The following is a 23804-nucleotide window of genomic DNA, read 5'->3' as shown; positions in this document are numbered from 1 at the left end:
TCTGATAGATTAGGCATTGCACATATGATAGATGTATCCTCCTTCATACGATAGAGTAAAAAGAGGAGGTAGCATATGCGCAATTTCGGAGGTTACCCGGGAGGCGGATTTGGAGGGTTTATTTGGCCATTTGGGGCACCGTTTTTTGGGGGATTTTTAGGTAGCTTACTAGGCTCACAATTTAATCAATATCCAAATTATCCGTACTATCCAAATTATCCAAACTATCAGCCATACCCACGAGGTCCATATTTTCGACCAGGCCCACGATCTCGTAGACCTTGGTAAGAACATAAAATAAATGACCAGTTGTCAATCTGTAAATCGACAACTGGTTTTTTTATGTTTAAAGAGCAGCATTTCACGAAGTATCAAAATATATGTTGACAGAATATACTGGATTATATATTATTCTTATTATATTACTAAGAATTAAATAATGTGGCTGACTAGTAAACTAGAGGCTTTTATTGTTGATAGGCGTTTTTGTGCCTAGAAATAATAATGGCCTTTTTTCTTTACATAAGGAGTGAAATAACATGGGAAAAGTTTATATTGTAGGGGCTGGTCCTGGAGATATTGATCTTATTACAGTAAAAGGATTGCGCTGTATTGAGAGCGCAGATGTGATTTTATACGACAGACTGATTAATAAAGAGCTGTTATCCTATGCTAAAAAAGATGCTAAGCTGATCTTTTGCGGTAAATTGCCACAACAGCATGCCATGATTCAAGAGCATATTAACCAAACACTTGTCAGTTACGCCCAACAAGGGTTAACCGTTACAAGGCTCAAAGGAGGAGATCCATTTGTTTTTGGAAGAGGTGCAGAGGAAGCAGAAATGCTAGCGAAGCATCAGATTCCATTTGAGGTTATACCTGGTATTACATCAGGCATTGCTGCACCGGCTTATGCAGGCATTCCAGTGACACACCGAGATCTAGGCTCAAGCTTTGCTATGGTCACGGGTCATATGCAAGATGATAAGGAAGATGAAATTCGTTGGGAAAGCCTTGCAAAAGGAATTGATACGATTGCCATTTATATGGGGGTTGGTAATCTGCCATATATCCGTCAGCAGCTACTGAAATATGGACGTGATCCAGAAACACCTGTTGCGCTTATTCATTGGGGCACATTTTCTGCTAAACAAAAAACCGTTACAGGTACTCTAGCAACAATAGAAGATATTGTGCGTACAGAAAATATTCAAAATCCAAGTATTATATTAGTCGGGAAGGTTGTGACATTAAGGGAAACTATTCAATGGTTTGAGGATAGTCATTCACAGCTAACCGAAATTTCTGGATAAGGATGTGAAATGATGCAAGCCATTTTATATATTGCGCATGGCAGTCGTGTAAAGGCAGGCGTAGAGCAAGCTGTTACATTTCTTCAGGGGGTACAACAGGAGATTTACACCCCTATTCAGGAGATCTGCTTTTTAGAGCTTGCAACACCAACCATTGCAGAGGGGATTGCTACCTGTGTTTATAAAGGTGCAACAACGATTGCCATTATGCCGATTTTACTATTAGCAGCCCAGCATGCTAAGCATGATATTCCAAATGAAATTGCTAAGGCTCAAAAACAATATCCCTATATAAAATTTACCTATGGTGCGCCTCTCGGTGTTCATGAATTATTAATTGATACGTTGCAGACAAGAGTTATAGAAAAACAGCAGCCAGATCAGCATGCTCGTGTTTTATTAATAGGTCGTGGTAGTAGCGATCCTGTTGTTAAAAGAGATCTAGCTAAAATTGCAGCAAGATTGCAGACTAAATATAACTATAAGGCTGTAGACACATGTTTTTTATATGGAATGGGACCAACTTTTGAGGAATGGCTACAGCAAGAGCATCATCAGCAGCAAGTTTTTATTGTGCCCTATTTATTATTTACAGGTATTTTACGGCAAAGCATCGCCAAACGATTACAGGAGGTTGACAACCAAAACATTATTTTATGTGAAAGCTTAGGCTATGACAACAATGTAAAAAAAGTGTTAGTGGAGCGTATTGATGAATTACTACATTTTAAAGAGGAAGGTGTTTCGTAATGGTAGATAAAAAGACTGAAAACGTAAATCTAGCATTAGAAAATGTCCGACAAATATTAAATACTGTGAACCACGGATCTATTACATTGATTGTACAAAACTCCTATGTGGTTCAAATTGAGAAAAAAGAAAAAATAAGACTGCGATAATCGTCAATGATTACTATTTTGTGAGGTGGCAAAGATTGAAACTGCAAGTAATAAACAGTCCATTTAATGAAGAGCAGATAAAGCTATTAAACGAGCTTCTGCCGAAACTAACGATTGAACAAAAAATTTGGCTAAACGGCTATTTAAGTGCATCACAAGCAACACAGGATACTCTGCCTGTTGCTGAAAGTGCACCGCCAGTAGTGCAACCAGTGGCACAAGAATTAACGATTTTATATGGCTCTCAAACAGGTAACAGTCAAGGCTTAGCTGAAAAATATGCCTCAGCTTTAAAGGCTCAAAACGTTGATGTTACTGTTGCATCGCTAGGAAAATTTAAAGCAGCTAATTTAAAAAAGATCACAAATCTTTTACTCATTGTTAGTACACATGGTGAAGGGGATCCACCAGATCAAGCAATCCAATTTTACGAATTTTTGCATAGTAAACGAGCACCTAAGCTAGATCATCTGCATTATTCAGTTCTTGCCCTAGGCGATAGCTCCTATGAGTTTTTCTGTAAAACAGGAAAGGACTTTGATGAACAATTTGCTAAATTAGGTGCAACAAGGATAGCTCCACGTACAGATTGTGATGTGGATTATGATGATGATGCAGCACAGTGGTTCTCAGTTGTACAAGAGAAGTTTTTGCAACAGCCTACTGAAGTAGTGACAAGCCCAGCACAAACTGAGCAAACACAAGCATCGGATGCTACTACATACACGAGAAAAAATCCTTTTTATGCTGAAGTGCTAGAAAATCTTAATCTAAATGGTCGTGGCTCTAATAAAGAAACACGTCATATTGAGTTATCCATTGAAGGGGCCAATTTCCTGTTTGAGCCTGGCGATAGTATTGGTATTCAGCCAGAGAATGATGAAAAGCTAGTAGATGCCTTATTGACAGCATTACAGTTTGATCCAATAACGGAGGTATCTGTTTTTGATGAAACATTGTCAGTAAAGGATGCTTTACAGAAAAAGCTTGAAATTACGGTACTATCAAAGCCAGTGTTAGAAAAAATTGGTGCTTATACAGAGCATCCTGCATTTTCGGAGCTTCTTGAAGAGTCAAATGCATGGAAGGACTATGCCAAGGGCAGAGATTTACTTGATGTAGTAGAGGATTTCGCACCATTTACATGGACTGCACAGCAATTTGTTGAAATATTGCGTAAAATTCCTGCTAGACTTTATTCTATTGCTAGTAGTCAAAAGGCGAATCCTGATGAAGTCCATTTAACGATTGGCAAGGTAAGCTATGAAACAAATGGACGACAACGTTTAGGCGTTTGCTCAGGCAGTGTGGCAGAGCGTATTCAAATTGGAGATACATTGCCAATCTATGTTCATAAAAACCCGAACTTTAGCTTACCAGAAAATGAGGATACGCCAATTATTATGATTGGTGCAGGCACAGGGGTAGCCCCATATCGCTCTTTTTTAGAGGAACGAGAGGAATTAGGCATTGAAGGGAAAGCATGGCTTATCTTTGGCGACCAGCATTTTGTCACAGATTTTCTATACCAAACAGATTGGCAACGCTGGCTGGCTGCGGGTACATTAAGCCAAATGAATGTGGCCTTTTCACGCGATACCGATAAAAAGGTATATGTACAACATAAATTGGAAGAAAATGCGGCAAGCTTTTATGAATGGCTTGAGCAGGGTGCTGTTATTTATGTATGTGGTGATGAAAAAACAATGGCGGCGGATGTAGATGCAACCATTCACCATATTATTGAACAGCAGGGACAAAAAACACCAGAGGAAGCAAAAGCCTTTGTAAACGAATTAAAGCAACAAAACCGCTATCAACGTGATGTTTATTAAGTTTTAAGTAGAGGAGCGATAAAGAATGACAGAAAAAATAGTTTTACCTCCACAGCCTGGGAACCCCAGTGATGTAGAACGTATTAAAACCGAAAGTAATTATCTTCGTGGAACACTTGAACGTACTATGAATGATCCACTAAGCTCAGGTATTCCAGAGGATGATAATCGCCTTATGAAGTTCCATGGTAGTTATCTACAGGATGACCGTGACCTTCGCAATGAGCGTCAACGTCAAAAGCTAGAGCCTGCCTATCAATTTATGGTACGAGTCCGCACACCTGGAGGCGCAGCAACACCAGCACAATGGCTTGTGATGGATGAAATGGCGAGAAAGTATGGCAATGGCTCCTTAAAGCTAACGACACGTCAAGCATTCCAAGTACATGGTATTTTAAAATGGAATGTGAAAAAGTATATGCAGGAAATTAATGATGTCTTATTGGATTCCCTTGCAGCCTGCGGAGATGTAAACCGTAATGTAATGTGTAATGTAAATCCGAATCAGTCAGCCTTACATGAGGAGGTTTATAACTGGTCGGCCAAACTAAGTGAGCATTTACTGCCTCGTACACGTGCTTACCATGAATTATGGCTGGATGGCGAAAAGGTAGTAGATAGTCAGGATGAAGAGATCGAACCAATTTACGGTGCTCAATATCTACCACGTAAATTTAAAATTGGTATTGCGATTCCACCAAGCAATGATGTCGATGTTTTTTCACAGGATATTGGGCTAATTGCAATTGTCGAGAATGATGCGCTTATTGGCTTTAATGTAGCGGTTGGTGGAGGCATGGGTATGACACACGGTGATACTGCTACCTATCCACAGCTTGCACGTATCATTGGCTTTATTACGCCAGACAAGCTGCTGGAAACATCGGAAAAAATTATTACGATTCAGCGTGATTATGGAAATCGCTCTGTGCGTAAAAATGCTCGCTTTAAGTATACAATTGATGCAAGAGGACTTGACTGGTTTAAAGAGGAGCTAACACGCCGTCTAGGCTGGGAAATTGGAGAAACTCGTCCATTTGAATTTGAACGTACGGGTGATGAGTTTGGCTGGATTAAAGGAACAGATGGCAAATGGCATTATACGCTATTTATTCAAAATGGTCGTATTAAGGACTTTGAGAATTATCAGCTATTAACGGGCTTACGTGAAATTGCTAAGGTCCATACAGGTGATTTCCGTTTAACACCAAATCAAAATTTAATGATTGGTAATGTAACAGCGCAAAAAAAGAAAAAAATTAATGCGCTTATTGAGCAATACAAGCTGACAGATGGCGCTCATTATTCAGCCCTGCGCCGCAACTCGATTGCCTGTGTATCCTTACCGACATGTGGCTTAGCCATGGCTGAAGCAGAACGTTACTTACCTTCGCTTATTACAAAAATCGATGCCATTATTGATGAGGCTGGCTTACATGAAACAGAGATCGTTATTCGTATGTCTGGCTGTCCAAATGGCTGTTCACGTGCAGCAATGGGCGAGATCGGCTTTATTGGCAAAGGACCGGGCAAATACAATATGTATTTAGGTGCAAGCTTTACAGGTAATCGTTTAAATAAAATTTATCGTGAAAATATTGGCGAAGAGGAAATTTTAGCAGAGCTACGACCAATCCTTCTGCATTTTGCCAAGGAGCGTTTAGAGGGCGAGCACTTTGGAGACTTTGTGATCCGCACCGGCTATGTAACGGCTGTCCACGATGGACGCGAATTCCATGCACAATAAGAAGATCAAAGCCATATCAAACACAATAATAGATAAGAGCTGTAAGGAAAGATACTACGTTTTCCTTACAGCTTCTTTTTGTTCACTAAACCTTGTTCTAAAGCTTTGACAACAGCCCCTACACGCGAATGGACACTAAGCTTGCGGATAATAGAGGAAATATGATGTTCGACGGTGCGTTTACTAATAGCGAGTTCTTTGCTAATCATGTCACTTGTTTTCTCTAGGACAATAAGCTGTAAAATTTCTAGTTCCTTTGGTGTCAATAATGTTTTTTCAAAGGAAGGAAACAGAGTATAGCCAGCATAAACTTTTTTCACTACGTCAATTAATTCTTCATTAGATTGCTCTTTTTTAATAAAGGCTTTAGCGCCAGCATTTTGAGCAGCCTGGATATAGGCATCGTCATCATAGCCTGATAGTATAATAATTGGCATAGTCGGAATATTTTTTAGAATAGTTTTGGTTAAGGTGAGCCCATTATATGTTTTGATACGAATATCCATCAATATAACATCAGGCTGTAAATATAAAATTTCCTCTAAAAGCTGCGAAGGATCAGCAATAGTGCCAACTACATGAATACTTGGCTCAGCCTCTAATACTGTTGCTAAGCTCTCCAATAGTAACATATGGTCATCTACTAATAATACGTTAATAGACATATTCTTCACTCCATTCCAGAGGTAATGTAATTGTAATGGTTGTATATTGATTTAGCTGGGATTCAATCATGAATTCTCCCTCTAATTGCTCTACCTTCTTTTGAATCGTCAATAATCCCAAATGTTGCCCTGTGTGTAATGTTTGCTGCTCAGGGATGATGAAGCCTTGTCCATTATCAGTGACAGTCATTAAAAGCTTCTGCTGTTTATCGTAAATAGCAATATGAATTTCTGTTGCTTCTGCATGTTTTATACTATTATTGACAAGCTCCTTTAGCATACGAAATAAATGTACAGCAAGAAAAGAAGGAATGCGCTCATCATCTATATCATATGTTAGATGCACATCAATAGCATGCTGTTGTTGAATATTTTGCTGTAAGGACTGTATGCTTAATGCAAGACCTAAATCCTCCACCATGATCGGATGCAAATCATGACACATAGCACGAATGGCTGTAATCGTATCTAATAAAGGTTGTTCGATTGCGTCGGTTGAACTTGTCTGTATTTTACGCATTAATAATAATAATTGCTGTAAAACATCATCATGAAGGAATAGAGCTAGTTGTTTACGCTCTTCCTCGATAGCTCCTAATAATTGTCGATTATAGTTTGTAAGCTTCTGTGACATTTGCTGTGCTTCCTGTGTGACTTTATCTATTTTTTGAATGGATTGTGCATGGGCAAATAATTGTACTGCTTCTGTATGAATGCTTTTTAGCAAGATAAGCTCATCTTTTTCCCATTTGGTAAAATTACTTTTGCGTCCAACAATAATAATTCCGCTAATTTCTGTACCATTGATAAGCGGCAATGTATGGTAAAGCGACTGCTTCAAAATTTCAGCATGATTTTGCTGTTGTTGTAGATAGTGCTGTATATCTTGTTGTGCTGTTGGAGAATGCTGAAATAAGCCTGAATCATAAAGAATTGTTGAGGTAGGCTGTGACCACACAATACATACCCCTTCTACATCAAACATTTTATGAAGTAATTGTGCAACACATTTAGCACAGTTGGGCAAAAATGCTTCAGAATTTATTTGCTGCAAAATATGCTGTTTTTCCTGCTGGATAGCTTGAAGCTTTGCTAGCAATTGTTTTTCCTCAAGATACTTTAGGATTTTGTAAAAAATAGAAAACAATAATCCACCAATGATAAAATTTGTTAGTTGTTGAGTAGAAAAGTGCAATAGCCCTATTAAAATAGCAAAGGTAATCAGGCAGGCTAAAAATATGGGCAGTAATTGTCTAATAAGATAACTAAAATTGATAATTTCCTGCTTTGTTAATAAATAAGCAAGTGTAATAGGAAATAAAACAACAGAGATAATCGAAAATTCATAGGGCACACTTGGAAGAGAAAAAATAGAAAGTTGAATCATACTTATTAAAACGGGTGTAAAAGATATAAAGAGGCTAATAACTAATATACGCAATTGATTCTGCACCCATTTTGTATGTGACAACCATTGCTTACTAAGATAATAGCTACATAATATAATGGAGATCATAATATTGAGAATGATCATGATCGGTATAAGAGTTGCTACCCGAGATGTTACTTGAACTATGTCTAAAATAATAATCGTCATCGCTATTATTAATGTTAACCATTTAAAGAATGATAAATGATTTATTGCTTTAGGGATAGGAAAGTATTCAAAAAAATGCATAAGAAAAAAAGGTGCTAGACTAATAGCCAACGCTTCAATCAAGGATGCAATCGGTATTTGATAACCTGATAGTTTAGCATAAGTAATCGCTATACCAGTGACACACATCAATTGAAAAAAACGTTGAACGATCACAGCTTTAGACTTTTTTAGATACGCATAAAAGCCAATACTTAAAAATAATAGCCCTATAAAATTTGTTGAATGGTTATACAAAATAAGCAATATCGTATTGAGATAGTCATTGCGATGGATTTGTGTATCGACTAGATGGAAGGGCTGTGTACGGATAACTGCGAAAATCCAAAGACTAGACAGAACAAGAAATAATAAAATACGCTGATACAATATAATGGACTCTCCTCTAATCTATTAAGTGAATAAGCTGTTTTATATAGGGTGATTTATCATTAAAATAGTGTTGTAATAATGATTTAGCTTTTTGAGTATAATATTTTGCTAAAATAGAGCAGTAGTCAATAGCTCCTGTTTGGCGTATATAATCTCTAATTGTAGTTAAATGCTTTGCGGTTATATCATGACTATGGATTAATTGTAACTGTGTTAACAACCAACCATGATCGTATGTGTTACTATGCTGTACTGCTTTAATCAAAGGAAGCGTAGCCTTTTGGGAGAGTAAATCATTTTTATGATCAGAAAAAATATCTTGTATATCATTTTGAAGCTGTGCCGCATAACCAATATAGGTGGCGATTTCCTGCAAAACAGGTAAGGGAATCGTTGAACGATGTAATTCAAATATAAGTTGTAGAAATGAACAAGATTTTTGTTGAATAATATGAAAATACTGCTCCTCTGTTGCTGCTGGATGTTCCATAGTAAGATGGAAATCTAGCCATTGTCCATTACCAGCATTGCGTAAATGACGGTGAATAATAGCAAATTGATCTATTGCAGAGGTAGCAGTATGCTGGATTAGTAAATGTAATGCCTCCACTAGTAATAAATTTCCAAGCATTAATAATTGAGATTTGGCTAGAGCAGTGTCTAAATGATTGTCATGGTCAACAACATCGTCCAATAAATCGGTAGCTAGCATCAATAATTCAATACCAGCAGCGTGTTTTACTTTTGTAGTATGCGATACAGTATTGATATCAGTTAAGAGAGAAAATGCATAGTAAGAAAATTCGCCCCAAGTAAAATCATCTGTATTTTGACTAAATATTTTACCACTTTGATGTAATAATTGTAAAGTAAGCTTTTGGATATCATACTCTAAGCCACTGGTAAGTAAGGTATTTTTAATAATAAATTGAATAGTAGGGCGCACATCTATTTCCAACCTGGTGAGACTATATTCATCTTTCCATCAAATTGTAGTGCTAATAATTGAAATACCTCTGGCTCTAGTACTGATTCTGCATATACCCAATCCTCTGTAGAAAGCTCCTTTTTCTCTTTAAATAACTGAACAATTTCCCATAATTTTTGATTCATTTTCAAAAACACTCCTTAATAATAATAATTTTCCAATTTATATCATACTATAAAAACAAATAATAGTAAAATATTATCTTTATAGACAATATTATTAAATAGGTATATTCCGCAAGAAAATTACGGAATATACGGATATTTTTTTATGTTTTATTTTGTTATGCTTTAGGAAATTAGCGAAATAATTGTAGACTTTTGTAAATTGATGAGAATAGAATAGAGGGGTTTTTCATGTTTAGAAATAGTTTACGCAGCAAAACATCATTGATAGGAATCGCCTTATTGTATATCCCTATGATTTATCTATTTACAAATCCTGATGTACCACATGTAGGTGAATTTTTACTTTACACTAAATATTTAATAGGGTCTGGCATTGTGGCTTCTATTTTATGGGGATACTTTATGGTATCAGTCATTTATGTAAAGGTCGATCCGTCTAGTATGTTCTATTATGCAAGTTCTGTTAATTATTTTCGCCAAAATTTAATGCTATGGTATTTGAAAGTAATAACAGGTTTTACAATTTTACATAGTATATTCCTAGTTCTTTTCATTTGCTATTATAGTTATTTATTCCATTTTTCTTATGAATTAGTTGTTAGTATAGGTAGTGATTATGGTAATTATTACTATATGCCATTTTTAATAGGATTACTAATTGGTATGTTTAGTGCTGATATTTCCTATCGAAAGCTCAAAATGCTTGGAGCAATCTATGGATTAATGTTCTGTATTCCTTTGTTTATCAGTTTACTAATCGAATGGAAGAAGCCCTACTATGATTTATTTATTATGAATAGTCTACCTTATTATCCCGTACTTTCTGGATCGCTTCAGGCAGATGAATCATTGTTGTTTAAAGCACTATGTCTTATGTGGATTATTATTTTATGGCTAGTGTATTTGAGAATAAAACAGACAAAAGTATTGGTAGTAGCGATGTTTTTGGGATTACTTGTAATGAGTGTAGGGGTGGAACGTTTATATGCAGATGTCTTTCAAACTGCAAAGCATGCATTCTATTTCGAGCAGTATATTCATCTAAATACGGAGTTGTTAGAGCAAAAAAATAATTTATTTTGACAGTGACATCATCAGGTCCGGCGTTTTACGTACAGGGCTATGCTAAAGTGTATAAAAATTGGTGGCCAGATACGATTAAGGCAAACTTAATTGCAAACCCAGGAACATCCACATCCACACCTTTTACAGCAACAAGTGGAGATCAGTATTATGCACAAGCAAATACACAGGCGAATACAACACAAATTTCGGGTAGTGCTAAAGTCACGGTGAATTAAGCTAAAAGATGCATCGCAGTTTATTGCGATGCATCTTTACTAGTATAGGATGAAAGGATGGAGCGGATGAGTCGATGGATAAATTTAGTCGCTTTTTATAGCAGACGTCTAATAACAAGTAAATTTTATATGGGGTCTCTACTTGTCTATACGGTGATGCTATCTGTCCGGTATATTGTCCTATATAATGGAACTTCAAAAGACTATGGCAATGTATTAGGTGAGCTTTTTGTGCCTGGGCAAATGCTTTTTATGATCTATATGGTCTATTTTTACCGCTTATTTGCCGAAGAGCGTGCTTTTGGGATGGAACGTTATTTCTCAGATGCCTACCGTATATTATGGCAGAAAATAGTAGCAATGGCATTTGTACATATGAGTATTCAAGGTATATTTTTTATTGTCCAAACACTGCTTGTATGGGGCTTTTATAGGGCTGTTTCGGTTCCGTGGTCAAACTTTTATCTAGAAGTAGCTCTATTTATTGTGCTCTATTGTTGGCTACCAACCTTGATTGGTTTAGCGATTGGTGTGCTGATTGCTAGTGTAGTGGGCAAACATAAGATAAGCTTTGTGATTTTACTGATAATTTGGTTTTTACTAGGACCGATAAATACAGAAATTTTTATCGACTATTTTCGACAAATTCAGGCGGATGATTGGCGTAGCTTTTCATATTTATCTACAATGAGTCTCTACCAAGTCTATCAATCATATATGGGCTATAGTTATTCAAGTGGGACAGCGTGGAAAGGAATTGGCTGGATATTGGTGTCGGTCTTATTACTTTTGATTAGCTTATTGCGTTATAGCATGTTCCGTCAACAGCGGATAGCTACTGTAATTGCTATATTGCTAGTAGGTGGGCTAACAATAGGAAGTATTGAGCAGATGACACGTAATGAATCAAGAGTCTTTAACTATGCAGATGAAGAAGCTGAAAGTCTTTATTATAAAAATTATACTATACCGCCAGCCGATTTACGTTATCATATTGCTAATTATACAATTAACATTGGTGATACAGGCAATCAATTATCGACAACAGTTGCATTAAAGCAAGTACAAACAACGACACCGACCTTTCAGCTTCATCATGCCTTTCCAATTCAGCGCATTGTAGATGAGCATGGGAAGGAGCAATTTTTTCAACGTCAAGGAGATACAGTGAGTGTTACGATTCAACCAACAACAACTGCTTTAACTTTTGACTATACATTAACGAGTCAATTTTTTGTTAAGGTGCATCGAGATCGTTGGCTATTACCTGCTACAGTGGACTGGTATCCAAAAAGAAGTGCGGAACCGCTTGTACAGTATGTTGATTTTATAGGCTATAGTCGAGCTATTCTTAAGCCAATTCAGGAGCCAGCAGTGAAATTTCAGGTGCATAGCAAGCAAAAATTACTGTTAAATATTCCTAAAATACAGCCAACCATTTATGAGGGCGTTGTAGATGGCCTAGCAGTAATCAAAGCACCGTTCCAACAGCAAACAATTGGGCACTATCAAGTAGTCTATCCATTAGATGGAGTGGATACAAAGGAGCAATTTGAGGTGATGATTACACGTATGGAGCAGGTTAATCAAGACCTTCAAAAGCTAATGCCTGCTAGTCGAGCTTTGCCAGATTTGCTGGTTTTTCAATCAGGAGGGGGAGCAGTACAATGGCACGATAATTTCCTGTTATACCCAACGGATTCTCTCTATGCTATTGACTCCATTGATGGGACAGCTTATTTAATGCCAAGTAAGCTGGCATTTGCACATATTAATCAGCAATTGAGCAATCCAGCGGTTGCTGAGGAATGGCTGGATTTAACAGGCCAAATTTTAGCAACACGTCATAAAATTAACCAACCAGGATCTGAATTGTTCCGCCCAAGCCCATTTTATTATCATGAGTTCTCAGCTACAGATCAACAATCGGCTGATTTTGTTTATAGTCAGGTATTGCAAGCAGACGAAGCATTACAAAATCGGTTATTAAGTGCATGGTTTAGTAATATTGAGCAGGTGCAAAATGACTGGCAGCAAATTGAACAACTTGTACGGGAGGTGCTTCAGCATGAGAATGGAAATTGAGAATTTAGCAAAAACGATTAAAAAGCGCAATATATTAGATGATGTTTCATTAACGGTTGAAGGGATTTATGGTTTAATTGGTCCAAATGGGGCAGGTAAGACAACATTAATGAAAATATTAGCAGGATTGCAGACGTTGACGGCTGGTTCAATTAAAATTGATGATCAACACTATGTCCATCGCCATGCTAGCTATATTACTGCTAATACCTTGATCGGTTATTTACCACAGGATTTTATGATTTATCCTGAAATTTCAGTCTATGAGGTGCTTGATCATATTGCTGTTTTGCAGGGGATTGTGAAAAAAAGCGAGCGACAGCAGCAAATAGAAGAGGCATTAGCGATTGTAAATTTAAGTGGACAGCAACATAAAAAAATGAATGAGCTATCAGGAGGGATGCGAAGAAGAGTCGGTATTGCCCAATTATTAATGAGAAAGCCATCTATTTTATTGTTTGATGAGCCGACTGCAGGGCTTGATATAGAGGAGCGAATTCGCTTTCGTAACTTATTATTAGAGCTAGGAAAACAGCATACGATTGTTATCTCCTCTCATATTGTTGAGGATATTGAATTTCTTTGTACTAAAATTGGCATCCTCACACAAGGACAGCTACGTTTTGAAGGTACACCTGAGGAGCTAAAGCAGCGAGCGGACGGTTATGTCTATCATATGGATGTGCAGGCAGAGGCATTAAGTGAGCTCTTAATGACACAGGATGTTACACAAATTAATGAAGAGGAACAACATTTAAAGGTGCGTATCTTTTCAACGGAAGCTTTAGATCAGCCAAGGGTGATTCCTCGTTTAATGGAAGGCTATTTAGCGATTGTACGAGGTGTTGATAATAATGGAAAATAGTAGGCTATTGTTTGCATTTGATAAAAAAAGCATGAAAGGGGCATTTTATGTGCCGTTTTTCATGTGGGGAGTAGCTTTGCTAGGGATTTTATTTTATGCCTCAATGGAGAAAGATTATTATAATCATTTTATTATTGTGCAAGGTATTTTTTTGCCATTTTGCTGTTGGCATCTAGTGTATCGTTATAGCGAGCTATTAGTGCATGGAGCGGAGGATACATTGTTTCCCTATTATCGCAAATGGTTTTTTTATGATATTGCTCGTTATGGTATTCTCTATAGTTTCTTGCTAATTGTGCTCTTGCTAATTATCGGAATAAAGGGAGGTGGAGGGGCTGCTGTTTTTGATAACATTACATTAGCCCATTTACCTGTACTACTGTTGTTTTATTTGTTTGGCGGACTTGCCTTGCTTTTTATGATGAGGAGTGTTGAGCTAACCTTAGCGATTATCTTTATTTATACGGTGATTGAGGTGGTGACATTGGGAACATCAGGTCTGCCATGGCCACATATTTTTATCTTTTTGCCACCTCTACCAGAAGATCCAGAAATGACGAAGAAATTTACATTCTTATTGTTAACAACAGTCAGTATGGCGTTGTATGTAGCAAAGAAAATACGACTATTTTAATAGAAAATAGGCTGCATGAACCCCAAGAATTTTAGAGCTTGGATTTCATGCAGCTTTATTAAATAGAATAATCCTCAGGAATAAACACCTTTAATTGCTTTGGCTTGATATAGACTTGATCGCCAATTGTAAGCTGGAGCTGAAAGAATTGTTCTTTTGTTAATTCAGCCTCTAAAAATTCATCAAGGTCTTCACGCCGTAGCTCAATTTGTACAATCGGCCCTAGTAAATGAATATGACTGATTTTTGCAGGGACTGTACCTGGCATATTGGTTTTCTCAATATGGATATCATGTGGGCGGACATAGCCTATGGCGTTATCGTCTGTATGTGTGTGGCTATCAGGTACATCAAGTGCAAATTCGCCATGCATTAGCTTGCCATTCGCTAAACGTCCCTTAAAGAGATTGACATTACCTAAAAAATCATAGACAAATGGACTCTTTGGATTTGTATAGACCTCATCAGGGCTCCCAATTTGCTCGATTTTGCCGTTGTTCATCACCACAATGCGATCTGCTACATCTAGGGCTTCCTCCTGATCATGTGTGACAAAAATACTTGTAATATGAAACTCATCATGCAGCTTGCGTAGCCAACGACGCAATTCCTTGCGCACTTTGGCATCAAGCGCTCCAAAAGGCTCATCGAGTAAAAGCACCTTAGGCTCTACAGCAAGCGCTCGGGCAAGTGCTACCCGTTGCCTTTGTCCACCTGATAGCTGTGTAGGATAACGATTCGCAAAGTTTTCAAGTTTAACAAGTTGTAGCAATTCCATTACTTTCGTTTTGATATCTTGCTTAGAGGGTCTGGTTTTTCGAGGACGAACCTTTAGCCCGTAAGCAACATTATCAAAGACGGTCATATGGCGAAAAAGGGCATAATGTTGAAAAACAAAGCCCACATTGCGTTCCTTTGGATGTCGCTCCGTCATAGACTGCCCATCAAATAAGATTTCGCCCACATCAGAGGATTCAAGACCTGCAATAACACGTAATAATGAGGTTTTTCCTGAGCCAGAGGGACCAAGTAACGCTACTAGCTCCCCAGACTGAATATCGACTGAAATATCCTCCAATGCTTGAAAAGAGCCATATTTTTTCGATACGTTGTGAATGTGAATACTCATACTAAACAATCCCCTTTAAACGGATTTTGATTTCCATGCAATAATGTCTTTTATAATTAATGTTAAGATCGCCATCACACTCATTAAGGATGCGACAGCAAAGGCGGCTGAAAATTGATATTCATTATATAAAATTTCAATATGCAGCGGCATCGTATTGGTCATGCCTCGTATATGGCCTGATACAACAGAGACAGCCCCAAATTCCCCAATAGCCCGTGCATTACATAATATCAAGCCATAGAATAAGCCCCATTTAATATTTGGTAATGTGACATACCAAAATGTCTTAAAGCCACTAGCACCAAGAGAAATAGAGGCTTCCTCCTCAGATGTTCCCTGTGTCTGCATTAAAGGTATCAATTCACGTGCAACAAAAGGCAATGTTACAAAAATAGTGGCAAGTACAATACCAGGTAGTGCAAAAACAATTTTAATATCGTGAGCGAATAGCCAATCACCAAATAGCCCCTGAGAGCCGAACAATAAAATAAATATTAGACCTGCAATAACAGGGGAGACCGCAAAGGGTAGATCAACAATAGTAAGTAAGAGATTTTTTCCTTTAAAATTAAATTTAGTGAGTGCCCAAGCAGCCATTACACCGAAAATAGCATTCAGCGGTACAGCAATAGCGACCACTATTAATGTTAGTTTAATAGCTGCTAAAGCATCTGGATGGGTAATTGCTGCAAAGTACACCTCTACGCCCTTTTGAAAAGCCGTGACAAAAATAGATACTAAAGGCAATACGATAAAAAAGGCTAAAAACGCTAAAGCAATAAACGTTAATAGATATCGAATAATACGAGGCTCTTGTAAAGCAGCAGACTTTGATAGAGCTATTGATTGTTCCATATAATACCTCCTAATGGACAAAACGGCGATTGGTTAGCCATTGTATGAAATTAATAATGAATAATAACACAAAGGATGTCACAAGCATAACGACTGCTATTGCAGTAGCACCAGTATAATCATATTGTTCCAGCTTTGTCATAATAATTAAAGGTGTAATTTCCGTTTTCATCGGCATATTTCCAGCAATAAAAACAACGGAGCCATATTCACCTAATGCACGAGCAAAGGCTAAAGAAAAGCCTGTTAAAATAGCAGGTGCTAGCTCAGGCAAGAGGATTTTACGAAAGGTTTGTAAACGATTTGCGCCAAGGCTAGCAGAGGCTTCCTCGACCTCAGCGCTAATATTTTGTAAAACTGGCTGTACTGTTCGAACAACAAATGGTAGCCCAATAAAAGTAAGGGCGATAATAATGCCAAGAGGCGAAAAGGCAATTTTAAACTCAAAAAATTGACCAATCCAGCCATTTGGCGCGTAGAGTGAAGTCAAAGCAATACCAGCTACAGCAGTAGGTAAGGCAAAGGGCAAATCTACTAGTCCATCAATAATTCTTTTAAAGGGAAATTGATAGCGTACAAGTACCCAAGCAATAATTGTGCCGAAAATAGCATTGATAATACCAGCGACCAGCGCTGTGCCGAAGCTTACTTTATAAGAAGCAACAGCACGAGGATCTGTAATGATTGCAATAAATTCAGTCCAACTTAAGGACATGGTATGAATAAAAATCATTGATAGTGGCAACAACACTAGCAAACTAACATAGAGCATTGTATAGCCAAGTGACAAATGAAAACCTGGAATAATTCTACGTGCTTTTTTAGGAAGGCTTACATTACTCATCAAAACACCCCTTATTGTGGTACATAGATTTCATCAAAAGTACCGCCATCTTTAAAGTGAGTGGCCTGTGCCTCTGACCAGCCACCAAAATCGTCAATGGAAACAAGCTCAAGCTGCGGGAATTGATCTTTATACTTGGCTAAAATATCTTCGTTGCGTGGTCGATAGTAGTTTTTAGCAGCAATTTCTTGACCAGTATCACTATATAAATGCTGTAAATAAGCCTCAGCGACTTCACGCGTACCTTTTTTATCAACAATTTTGTCAACAACAGCTACAGGTGGCTCTGCTAAAATACTTAATGAAGGAGTGATGATTTCAAATTCATCTTTGCCCAACTCATGAAGTGATAGATAGGCTTCATTTTCCCAAGCAATTAACACATCCCCGATTTTTCGTTCCACGAATGTTGTTGTAGAGCCGCGAGCACCAGAATCTAGTACCTCTACATTGCTATAAAGTGCATTCATAAACTCCTTTATTTTCGTTTCATCGTTGTTATATAGTTTCCCAGCATAAGCCCAAGCGGCTAAGTAATTCCAACGAGCTCCACCAGATGTTTTGGGATTAGGTGTAATTACTGATACATCATCCTTTGTTAAATCATCCCAATCGTGAATATCTTTTGGATTACCCTTGCGCACTAAAAAGACTATAGTTGATGTGTATGGAGTAGAATTATTATCAAATTCTGTTTGCCAGTCTTCGTTTAATAGATCGCGAGCTTGTGCAATTTCGTCAATATCATAGGCTAGTGCAAGTGTGACAACATCTGCTTCAAGACCATCGATCACGGCTCGACCTTGTTTGCCAGAGCCACCATGGGATTGCTTAATCGAGACCTCTTGACCTGTTTCATCCTTCCATTTCTTTATAAAATCTTGGTTGAACTCATCATAAAGCTCACGTGTAGGATCATAGGACACATTTAGTAGTTCCACAGATTTTGCTGTCTTTTGGCCATCTGCATTTTCTTCTGAAGTAGTGCCACAGCCTGTTAAACCCAACGTTAATACAGATAGCAGTGCTAATGAGCGGAAAATATGGTTTCTTTTTTTCATATCGTTTCTCTCCCTTTTCTGAATTCAAGAATACAAAAAGCCATCTCCTACAATGATTAATCACATAGGTAGATGGCCTTCAGATCCTCTGATCAGCATTATTTTGTTTGCGTTATCGCTTAGTAATACATTAAACATACATTTCCTATTAGTCAACAAGGAATTTTGAAAATAATTATTGATGGGTGTTAAATTTTGTAGTAACAATATGGAATAGGGTGGGAGGTTGTAAAGGAGAAATCAAATGAATCTTCAATTCTGGTGGATCGCTGTTGTCGCGCAAAAAAGAGTGTAAGTTCGCTCGGAAGTGTGAGGGATGCGCTCAAAAGCGAGGAGGACTCGCTCAAAAAAGGAGAGAGAACGCTCAAAAGTGGGAGGATGCGCTCAAAAATTGTGAGAGAGCGCTCAAAAAGTGAGAGAAAGCGCTCAAAAGTGTGTAGAACTTGCTCAACAAAACATGTACCGCTTTGAGAGGGATAATCGAAAAAAGCGTTAAAATTCAAAAAAATAAAAAACCTAGTTGACTACTTGGTGTACTGTGTTATATATTATTAAATAAGAAAAGCGATTGTGACATGAAATAGTGAGCAATCATAAAATAATGAGCTGACTAGTTAAACTAGAGGCGTTTTAACAAGGACCTGTTTTACGGTGTCTTCTGTTAGAACGCCTTTTTTCGCAAGTGAGGGGGATTTGATGTTAACATACGCAACTTGGCAGGAGCCAACCATTGATTTTCAGGTTGATGAAACGTATAAGGCTGCACTGGAGGTTTTACGATGGAGCTATCAGGAATATGGGGATGACATCGTTTATGCATGTAGCTTTGGCATTGAGGGCATTGTTTTAATTGATCTTATTTCAAAGGTAAAGCCTGATGCCACCATTGTCTTTTTAGATACAGATGTTCATTTTAAAGAAACATATGAGACGATTAATCGTGTCAAAGAAAAATATTCACAATTAAATATTGTGATGAAGAAGCCTGCACTTACGCTTGAACAACAGGCGGCTCAGTATGGTGCTGAGCTATGGCAATCGAATCCAAATCAATGCTGTGATATTCGGAAGATTAAGCCTTTATATGAAGCATTATCAGGTACAAAGGCTTGGATATCAGGCCTTCGCCGTGAACAATCACCAACACGCCAAAAAACAAACTTCCTTAATCGTGACGATAAATTTCAGTCAATTAAGGTATGTCCACTTATTCATTGGACTTGGAAGGACGTTTGGCGTTATGTTTCAAAGCATGATTTGCCGTACAATCCATTGCATGATCAAGGTTATCCAAGTATTGGCTGTGAGCATTGTACAAAGCCGGCCTTTACGATGGAGGATTTACGTTCAGGCAGATGGCAAGGTTCTGGTAAAACAGAATGCGGATTACATGAGTAAAGGAGTTGTGCCATGCTTGAATATTTTGCAATAGCGATTAGCTTATTTTTTGCGATGAATATAGGTGCAAGTGGAGCAGCCGCTTCTATGGGGGTTGCTTATGGCGCAGGTGCTATTAAAAAAGCTTGGCAAGCCTTACTATTGTGCGCAATTGGTGTCTATAGCGGTGCTGTATTAGGCGGAGGAGAAGTGGTTAAAACAATTAGCTCAGGTATTATGCCTACAGAGTATATTACGGTGAAGGTCGTTATTATTATTTTAATTTCTGCCACAAGCTCACTATTTTTCGCCAACCTTTTAGGTATACCGTTATCAACAAGTGAAGTAACGGTAGGTGCTGTTGTTGGTGTAGGGATTGCTTACAAAGTATTATTTGTAAAATCCTTACTTGTCATTATGTCATTTTGGGTGATTGTGCCGATTGTAGCCTTTGTGATTGCCCTTGTATTTGGGCGACTATTATACAAATTACAAGGCAAGGGATTATTAAAAGATCGCCCAATTTTGACTATTCTTTTGATATTAGCGGGATTTTTTGAGGCTTTTTCAGCAGGGATGAACAACGTTGCCAATGCAGTTGGGCCACTCGTTGGTGCTGGTATGATGGATGTGACAACAGGTATTGTGCTTGGCGGGGCTTTTGTTGCGATTGGAGCTATATTACTTGGAAAACGAGTGCTTGAAACAAATGGTAAAAAAATTATGCGCTTTAAGAAGGCTGAGGGAATTTTAATTTCCAGTACAGGTGCACTGTTGGTTGGGATTAGCTCGATATTTGGGCTTCCAGTGCCGCTTACACAAGTAACATCTTCATCTATTATTGGTATGGGAATGGCGCAAAATGGGGCACAAATTTTCCATAAGAATATTGTGAAAAAGATACTTCGTATTTGGATTGTTTCACCAATTTTTTCATTAGCCATTTCGTATTTTTTAGTCCAGTTATTTTTGGAAAAGGATCTCTATGCTATTGTTCTAATTGGTAGCATTATTATTGGAACGCTCGGTGTCATAAGCTTAATGCGTATGATGCGTGAAGAAGAGCAATCTATTTATGATGCAGGAGAAGGTATTTAACATAGCTTATTGTCATTAAAAAACATAGTATTTAACTAGATTTAGGAGGAAATTAAAATGAGTTTACAACCACATGGTGGATTACTTGTACAGGCATTTAACCCTGAGAAAGATTTGACAGCTATTCGCAAGGAGATTGAGCTGGACGCGATTTCACTTAGTGACCTCGAATTAATTGCAATAGGTGGCTATAGCCCAATTGAAGGCTTTTTAACACAAGAGGACTACGAATCAGTTGTGGAACAAAGTCGTTTAGCATCAGACGTTGTGTGGAGCATTCCGATTACATTACCTGTAACAAAGGAGAAGGCAGCAACGCTACAGGCTGGCGACGAGGTAAAATTAGTTTATCATCATGAAGTTTATGGTGTGATTCAAGTAGCAGATATTTATGAGCCAAATAAGAGAAAAGAGGCTTTACTTGTCTATGGTACAGAGGATTTAGCACACCCTGGTGTTCAAAAGCTATATGAACGTCCTGCGATTTATGTTGGCGGCAAAATTACATTAGTAAAACGTATTGCTCAAAAGTTCCCTGCCTATTCATTTGATCCAGTTGAAACACGTCAATTGTTCGCAGAAAAAGGCTGGAAAACAATTGTTGGCTTCCAAACACGTAATCCAGTGCATCGCGCACATGAATATATTCAAAAGGCGGCACTTGAAACGATTGATGGCTTATTCTTAAATCCACTTGTTGGTGAAACAAAGTCAGATGATGTTTCTGCAGCTATTCGTATGGAAAGCTATGAGGTATTACTGCAAAACTACTATCCAGAAAGCCGCGTGCAATTAGGGGTATTCCCAGCAGCTATGCGTTATGCGGGACCAAAGGAAGCTATTTTCCATGCACTTGTTCGAAAAAATTATGGCTGTACGCATTTTATCGTTGGTCGTGACCATGCAGGTGTGGGTGATTACTACGGCACATATGATGCACAAAAAATCTTTGAACAATTTACAGAGGATGAGTTGGGCATTGTGCCATTAAAGTTTGAGCATAGCTTCTACTGCAAAAAATGTGAAGGGATGGCTACAACAAAAACTTGTCCACATGATAGCACTGCACATGTCATCTTATCAGGTACAAAAGTACGTGAAATGCTACGCAATGGTGAAGTGCCACCAACTACCTTTAGTCGTAAGGAAGTAGTAGATATATTAATTAAGGGTATGCGTAAGGAGGCAGTAAAATGAGTTCAAATATAGTTTGGCATGAAGCCTCCATTACAAAAGAGGAGCGTCGTTCAAAAAATAAACATCAAAGCTTTATTTTATGGTTTACGGGCTTATCTGCCTCAGGAAAATCATCTGTAGCCAATGCATTTGCTCGTCAATTATTTGAAAGCGGTAATCAAGCATTTGTATTAGACGGTGATAATGTACGTCATGGCTTAAATAAGGATTTAGGCTTTGATGAGGTAGGAAGAAAGGAGAATATCCGCCGTATCGGAGAAGTTGCAAAGCTGTTTGTGGAAAGCGGTCAAATTGTTTTAACAGCGTTTATTTCTCCTTATCGTGAGGATCGTGAAGTTGTGCGTAAGCTTGTAGCGGATGGTGAATTTATTGAGGTTTATGTAAAATGTTCCGTGGAAACTTGTGAACAAAGAGATCCAAAGGGTTTATATAAAAAGGCAAGAAATGCAGAAATCCCTAACTTTACAGGTATTAGCGCGCCGTATGAGGAGCCAGAAAATCCAGAAATCACCTTAAATACAGAGCAATATTCTATTGAAGAGTGCGCTCAACAGCTTACACAGATTTTAACAGATAAAGGCTATATTTAAGCAAACCAAAAGCTGCTCGATCTCTATGTATCGGGCAGCTTTCTTATGGATTATTTAATATTTTGCTCCTTCTTCATTCTTTCAATTTCAGGACCTAGCTCGTCACGTACAGTTCCTTTCCAGGGTTTGACGCCAGCGATGTAGGAGGAGCGCGTCATAATATGTCCGCCGACAGGACCTGTAATAAACAAGAATAATACCCCTAGTAAAATACGTGGATTAAAATGACCCTCAATTAACCAAAAGTGAAAGAATACACCGATTAATACACACATCACCCCAAGCGTTGCACTTTTAGAGGCAGCATGGGCACGTGTGTACAGATCAGGTAAACGAATAAGCCCAATAGCAGTGACCACAATAAAGAGTACCCCAACGGTAATAAAAAAGATAACTAAACTATTAGCGAGAATTGTCACGTTTTAAGATATCTCCTTTCTCTATAAATTTAGAGAAAGCCACTGTACCGATAAACGATAAGATTGCTAGCAATAAAATAATTTCAAGGAAAAAGCTTGTTTCTACTAATATCGAAAACAGCCCAATAAGCGAAATCAGTGATACACCAAGTGAATCCAGTGCAACAACACGGTCTGATGCAGCAGGGCCTTTAATCATACGATAAATAACCCCAATCATTGATAAGCAAATCACTACAATGACAGCGATAATAAAGATTGTCATGATTTACTCACCTCCAAAATAGCTTTCTCAAATGAATCGTGAATCGCAGCAATCGCCTCATCTACATCACTAATATCAATCGCATGGATATACAACGTTTTAGCATCATCAGATACATGCACGACCACTGTTCCTGGTGTTAACGTAATTAAGCTGGATAATAGCGTGATTTCCCAGTCTTGCTTTAAAACAGTAGGATAGGCAAAAAAGGCGGGCTGCATATCTAGCTCTGGCTTTAAAACAACTCGAAGTACTTGAACATTGGCTAATACTAATTCTTTAAAGAATAGCAAGGTTAGTTTAATAATGGCCCATATACGGTAAATATAAAGGCGTGAAGTGAAAAAGCGTCGCATCATCATCAGTAAAATAATACCTAGTAGGAACCCAATAATAAAGCCTGCTGCTGTGTAATTAGAGGATAGGAACATCCATACAAAGGCAAGTACAAAGTTTAAAATGATTTGAAATGCCACC

Annotated in this window: 26 protein-coding genes; 15 read left to right on the top strand and 11 right to left on the bottom strand. The window is 37.9% G+C overall.

Going from position 1 to position 23804, the window contains the following annotated elements; genetic code table 11:
- The first annotated feature begins 75 nt into the window (after positions 1-75).
- From ADM90_RS10625 to cysI, 6 genes are all read left to right on the top strand, one after another.
- The gene (locus ADM90_RS10625; RefSeq protein ID WP_053995003.1) at positions 76-288 is read left to right on the top strand and encodes a hypothetical protein; all 213 of its coding nucleotides are present in this window, start codon (positions 76-78) and stop codon (positions 286-288) included.
- A 251-nt stretch (positions 289-539) separates the two neighbouring features.
- Positions 540-1313, top strand: a complete 774-nt coding sequence (gene cobA / locus ADM90_RS10620) for a uroporphyrinogen-III C-methyltransferase (RefSeq protein ID WP_053995002.1) — start codon at positions 540-542, stop codon at positions 1311-1313.
- A gap of 12 nt (positions 1314-1325) precedes the next feature.
- Positions 1326-2063 carry a sirohydrochlorin chelatase gene (locus tag ADM90_RS10615; RefSeq protein WP_053995001.1) on the top strand — a complete coding sequence of 246 codons (738 nt, stop codon included), beginning with the start codon at positions 1326-1328 and terminating at the stop codon, positions 2061-2063.
- On the top strand, positions 2063-2212 hold the full coding sequence (locus ADM90_RS23805) for a YezD family protein (RefSeq protein WP_083448523.1): 150 nt from the start codon (positions 2063-2065) through the stop codon (positions 2210-2212). The genes ADM90_RS10615 and ADM90_RS23805 overlap by 1 nt, the downstream gene beginning before the upstream one ends.
- A gap of 35 nt (positions 2213-2247) precedes the next feature.
- Positions 2248-4047, top strand: a complete 1800-nt coding sequence (locus tag ADM90_RS10610) for an assimilatory sulfite reductase (NADPH) flavoprotein subunit (RefSeq protein ID WP_053995000.1) — start codon at positions 2248-2250, stop codon at positions 4045-4047.
- A 25-nt stretch (positions 4048-4072) separates the two neighbouring features.
- Positions 4073-5794, top strand: coding sequence for an assimilatory sulfite reductase (NADPH) hemoprotein subunit (gene cysI, locus ADM90_RS10605; RefSeq protein WP_053994999.1), 1722 nt, complete (start codon positions 4073-4075; stop codon positions 5792-5794).
- 65 nt (positions 5795-5859) lie between these two features.
- On the opposite strand, the gene ADM90_RS10600 is transcribed toward cysI, so the two are convergent.
- The 4 genes from ADM90_RS10600 to ADM90_RS24495 are packed head-to-tail and all read right to left on the bottom strand — an operon-like array spanning position 5860 to position 9601.
- The gene (locus ADM90_RS10600) at positions 5860-6459 is read right to left on the bottom strand and encodes a response regulator transcription factor (RefSeq protein WP_083448522.1); all 600 of its coding nucleotides are present in this window, start codon (positions 6457-6459) and stop codon (positions 5860-5862) included.
- Positions 6449-8485, bottom strand: a complete 2037-nt coding sequence (locus tag ADM90_RS10595) for a sensor histidine kinase (RefSeq protein WP_053994998.1) — start codon at positions 8483-8485, stop codon at positions 6449-6451. The genes ADM90_RS10600 and ADM90_RS10595 overlap by 11 nt, the downstream gene beginning before the upstream one ends.
- Positions 8486-8501: 16 nt before the next feature.
- Positions 8502-9434, bottom strand: a complete 933-nt coding sequence (locus ADM90_RS10590; protein ID WP_053994997.1) for a polyprenyl synthetase family protein — start codon at positions 9432-9434, stop codon at positions 8502-8504.
- Between the two features lie 2 nt (positions 9435-9436).
- On the bottom strand, positions 9437-9601 hold the full coding sequence (locus tag ADM90_RS24495; RefSeq protein ID WP_161804067.1) for a hypothetical protein: 165 nt from the start codon (positions 9599-9601) through the stop codon (positions 9437-9439).
- A 231-nt stretch (positions 9602-9832) separates the two neighbouring features.
- On the opposite strand from ADM90_RS24495, the gene ADM90_RS10585 reads away from it, so the two are divergent.
- From ADM90_RS10585 to ADM90_RS10565, 5 genes are all read left to right on the top strand, one after another.
- The gene (locus ADM90_RS10585) at positions 9833-10687 is read left to right on the top strand and encodes a hypothetical protein (RefSeq protein WP_053994996.1); all 855 of its coding nucleotides are present in this window, start codon (positions 9833-9835) and stop codon (positions 10685-10687) included.
- Between the two features lie 47 nt (positions 10688-10734).
- Positions 10735-10905, top strand: a complete 171-nt coding sequence (locus ADM90_RS24490) for a hypothetical protein (protein WP_161804066.1) — start codon at positions 10735-10737, stop codon at positions 10903-10905.
- Positions 10906-10971: 66 nt separating this feature from the next.
- Entirely contained in the window at positions 10972-12990 is a 2019-nt protein-coding gene (locus tag ADM90_RS10575) for an ABC transporter permease (protein WP_053994994.1), read from the top strand.
- The gene (locus ADM90_RS10570; protein ID WP_053994993.1) at positions 12974-13855 is read left to right on the top strand and encodes an ATP-binding cassette domain-containing protein; all 882 of its coding nucleotides are present in this window, start codon (positions 12974-12976) and stop codon (positions 13853-13855) included. The genes ADM90_RS10575 and ADM90_RS10570 overlap by 17 nt, the downstream gene beginning before the upstream one ends.
- Complete coding sequence (locus ADM90_RS10565; RefSeq protein ID WP_053994992.1) at positions 13845-14489, top strand: hypothetical protein; 645 nt, start codon at positions 13845-13847, stop codon at positions 14487-14489. The genes ADM90_RS10570 and ADM90_RS10565 overlap by 11 nt, the downstream gene beginning before the upstream one ends.
- A gap of 58 nt (positions 14490-14547) precedes the next feature.
- Here ADM90_RS10565 and ADM90_RS10560 read toward each other — a convergent pair whose 3' ends face one another.
- The 4 genes from ADM90_RS10560 to ADM90_RS10545 are packed head-to-tail and all read right to left on the bottom strand — an operon-like array spanning position 14548 to position 18381.
- Positions 14548-15618 (bottom strand): sulfate/molybdate ABC transporter ATP-binding protein, encoded by a 1071-nt coding sequence (locus tag ADM90_RS10560; protein WP_053994991.1) that lies wholly within the window; start codon positions 15616-15618, stop codon positions 14548-14550.
- A 15-nt stretch (positions 15619-15633) separates the two neighbouring features.
- Positions 15634-16476, bottom strand: coding sequence for a sulfate ABC transporter permease subunit CysW (gene cysW / locus ADM90_RS10555; RefSeq protein ID WP_053994990.1), 843 nt, complete (start codon positions 16474-16476; stop codon positions 15634-15636).
- A gap of 10 nt (positions 16477-16486) precedes the next feature.
- On the bottom strand, positions 16487-17320 hold the full coding sequence (cysT, locus tag ADM90_RS10550; RefSeq protein ID WP_053994989.1) for a sulfate ABC transporter permease subunit CysT: 834 nt from the start codon (positions 17318-17320) through the stop codon (positions 16487-16489).
- An 11-nt stretch (positions 17321-17331) separates the two neighbouring features.
- Positions 17332-18381: a sulfate ABC transporter substrate-binding protein gene (locus ADM90_RS10545; protein ID WP_053994988.1), complete on the bottom strand. Its 1050-nt coding sequence runs from the start codon at positions 18379-18381 to the stop codon at positions 17332-17334.
- A gap of 696 nt (positions 18382-19077) precedes the next feature.
- On the opposite strand from ADM90_RS10545, the gene ADM90_RS10540 reads away from it, so the two are divergent.
- From ADM90_RS10540 to cysC, 4 genes are read left to right on the top strand one after another with little or no spacing between them, the layout of a single operon-like run.
- On the top strand, positions 19078-19779 hold the full coding sequence (locus ADM90_RS10540; protein WP_053994987.1) for a phosphoadenylyl-sulfate reductase: 702 nt from the start codon (positions 19078-19080) through the stop codon (positions 19777-19779).
- 12 nt (positions 19780-19791) lie between these two features.
- Positions 19792-20856 carry an inorganic phosphate transporter gene (locus tag ADM90_RS10535; RefSeq protein WP_053994986.1) on the top strand — a complete coding sequence of 355 codons (1065 nt, stop codon included), beginning with the start codon at positions 19792-19794 and terminating at the stop codon, positions 20854-20856.
- A gap of 57 nt (positions 20857-20913) precedes the next feature.
- Positions 20914-22053: a sulfate adenylyltransferase gene (gene sat, locus ADM90_RS10530; protein WP_053994985.1), complete on the top strand. Its 1140-nt coding sequence runs from the start codon at positions 20914-20916 to the stop codon at positions 22051-22053.
- Positions 22050-22643 carry an adenylyl-sulfate kinase gene (gene cysC / locus ADM90_RS10525; protein ID WP_053994984.1) on the top strand — a complete coding sequence of 198 codons (594 nt, stop codon included), beginning with the start codon at positions 22050-22052 and terminating at the stop codon, positions 22641-22643. Before sat ends, cysC begins: the two co-directional genes overlap by 4 nt.
- Before the next feature lie 50 nt (positions 22644-22693).
- On the opposite strand, the gene mnhG is transcribed toward cysC, so the two are convergent.
- From mnhG to ADM90_RS10510, 3 genes are read right to left on the bottom strand one after another with little or no spacing between them, the layout of a single operon-like run.
- Complete coding sequence (gene mnhG, locus ADM90_RS10520; protein WP_053994983.1) at positions 22694-23062, bottom strand: monovalent cation/H(+) antiporter subunit G; 369 nt, start codon at positions 23060-23062, stop codon at positions 22694-22696.
- The gene (locus ADM90_RS10515) at positions 23046-23327 is read right to left on the bottom strand and encodes a Na(+)/H(+) antiporter subunit F1 (RefSeq protein WP_053994982.1); all 282 of its coding nucleotides are present in this window, start codon (positions 23325-23327) and stop codon (positions 23046-23048) included. Before ADM90_RS10515 ends, mnhG begins: the two co-directional genes overlap by 17 nt.
- Positions 23324-23803, bottom strand: coding sequence for a Na+/H+ antiporter subunit E (locus ADM90_RS10510; RefSeq protein WP_053994981.1), 480 nt, complete (start codon positions 23801-23803; stop codon positions 23324-23326). Before ADM90_RS10510 ends, ADM90_RS10515 begins: the two co-directional genes overlap by 4 nt.
- Position 23804 lies beyond the last annotated feature (1 nt).

Source organism: Lysinibacillus macroides (assembly GCF_001281525.1).
In the GTDB taxonomy this organism is placed as follows: Bacteria; Bacillota; Bacilli; order Bacillales_A; family Planococcaceae; genus Lysinibacillus; species Lysinibacillus macroides.
The sequence above is the reverse complement of the archived record's forward strand: the minus strand, read 5'-3'. Positions and strand labels throughout refer to the sequence as shown.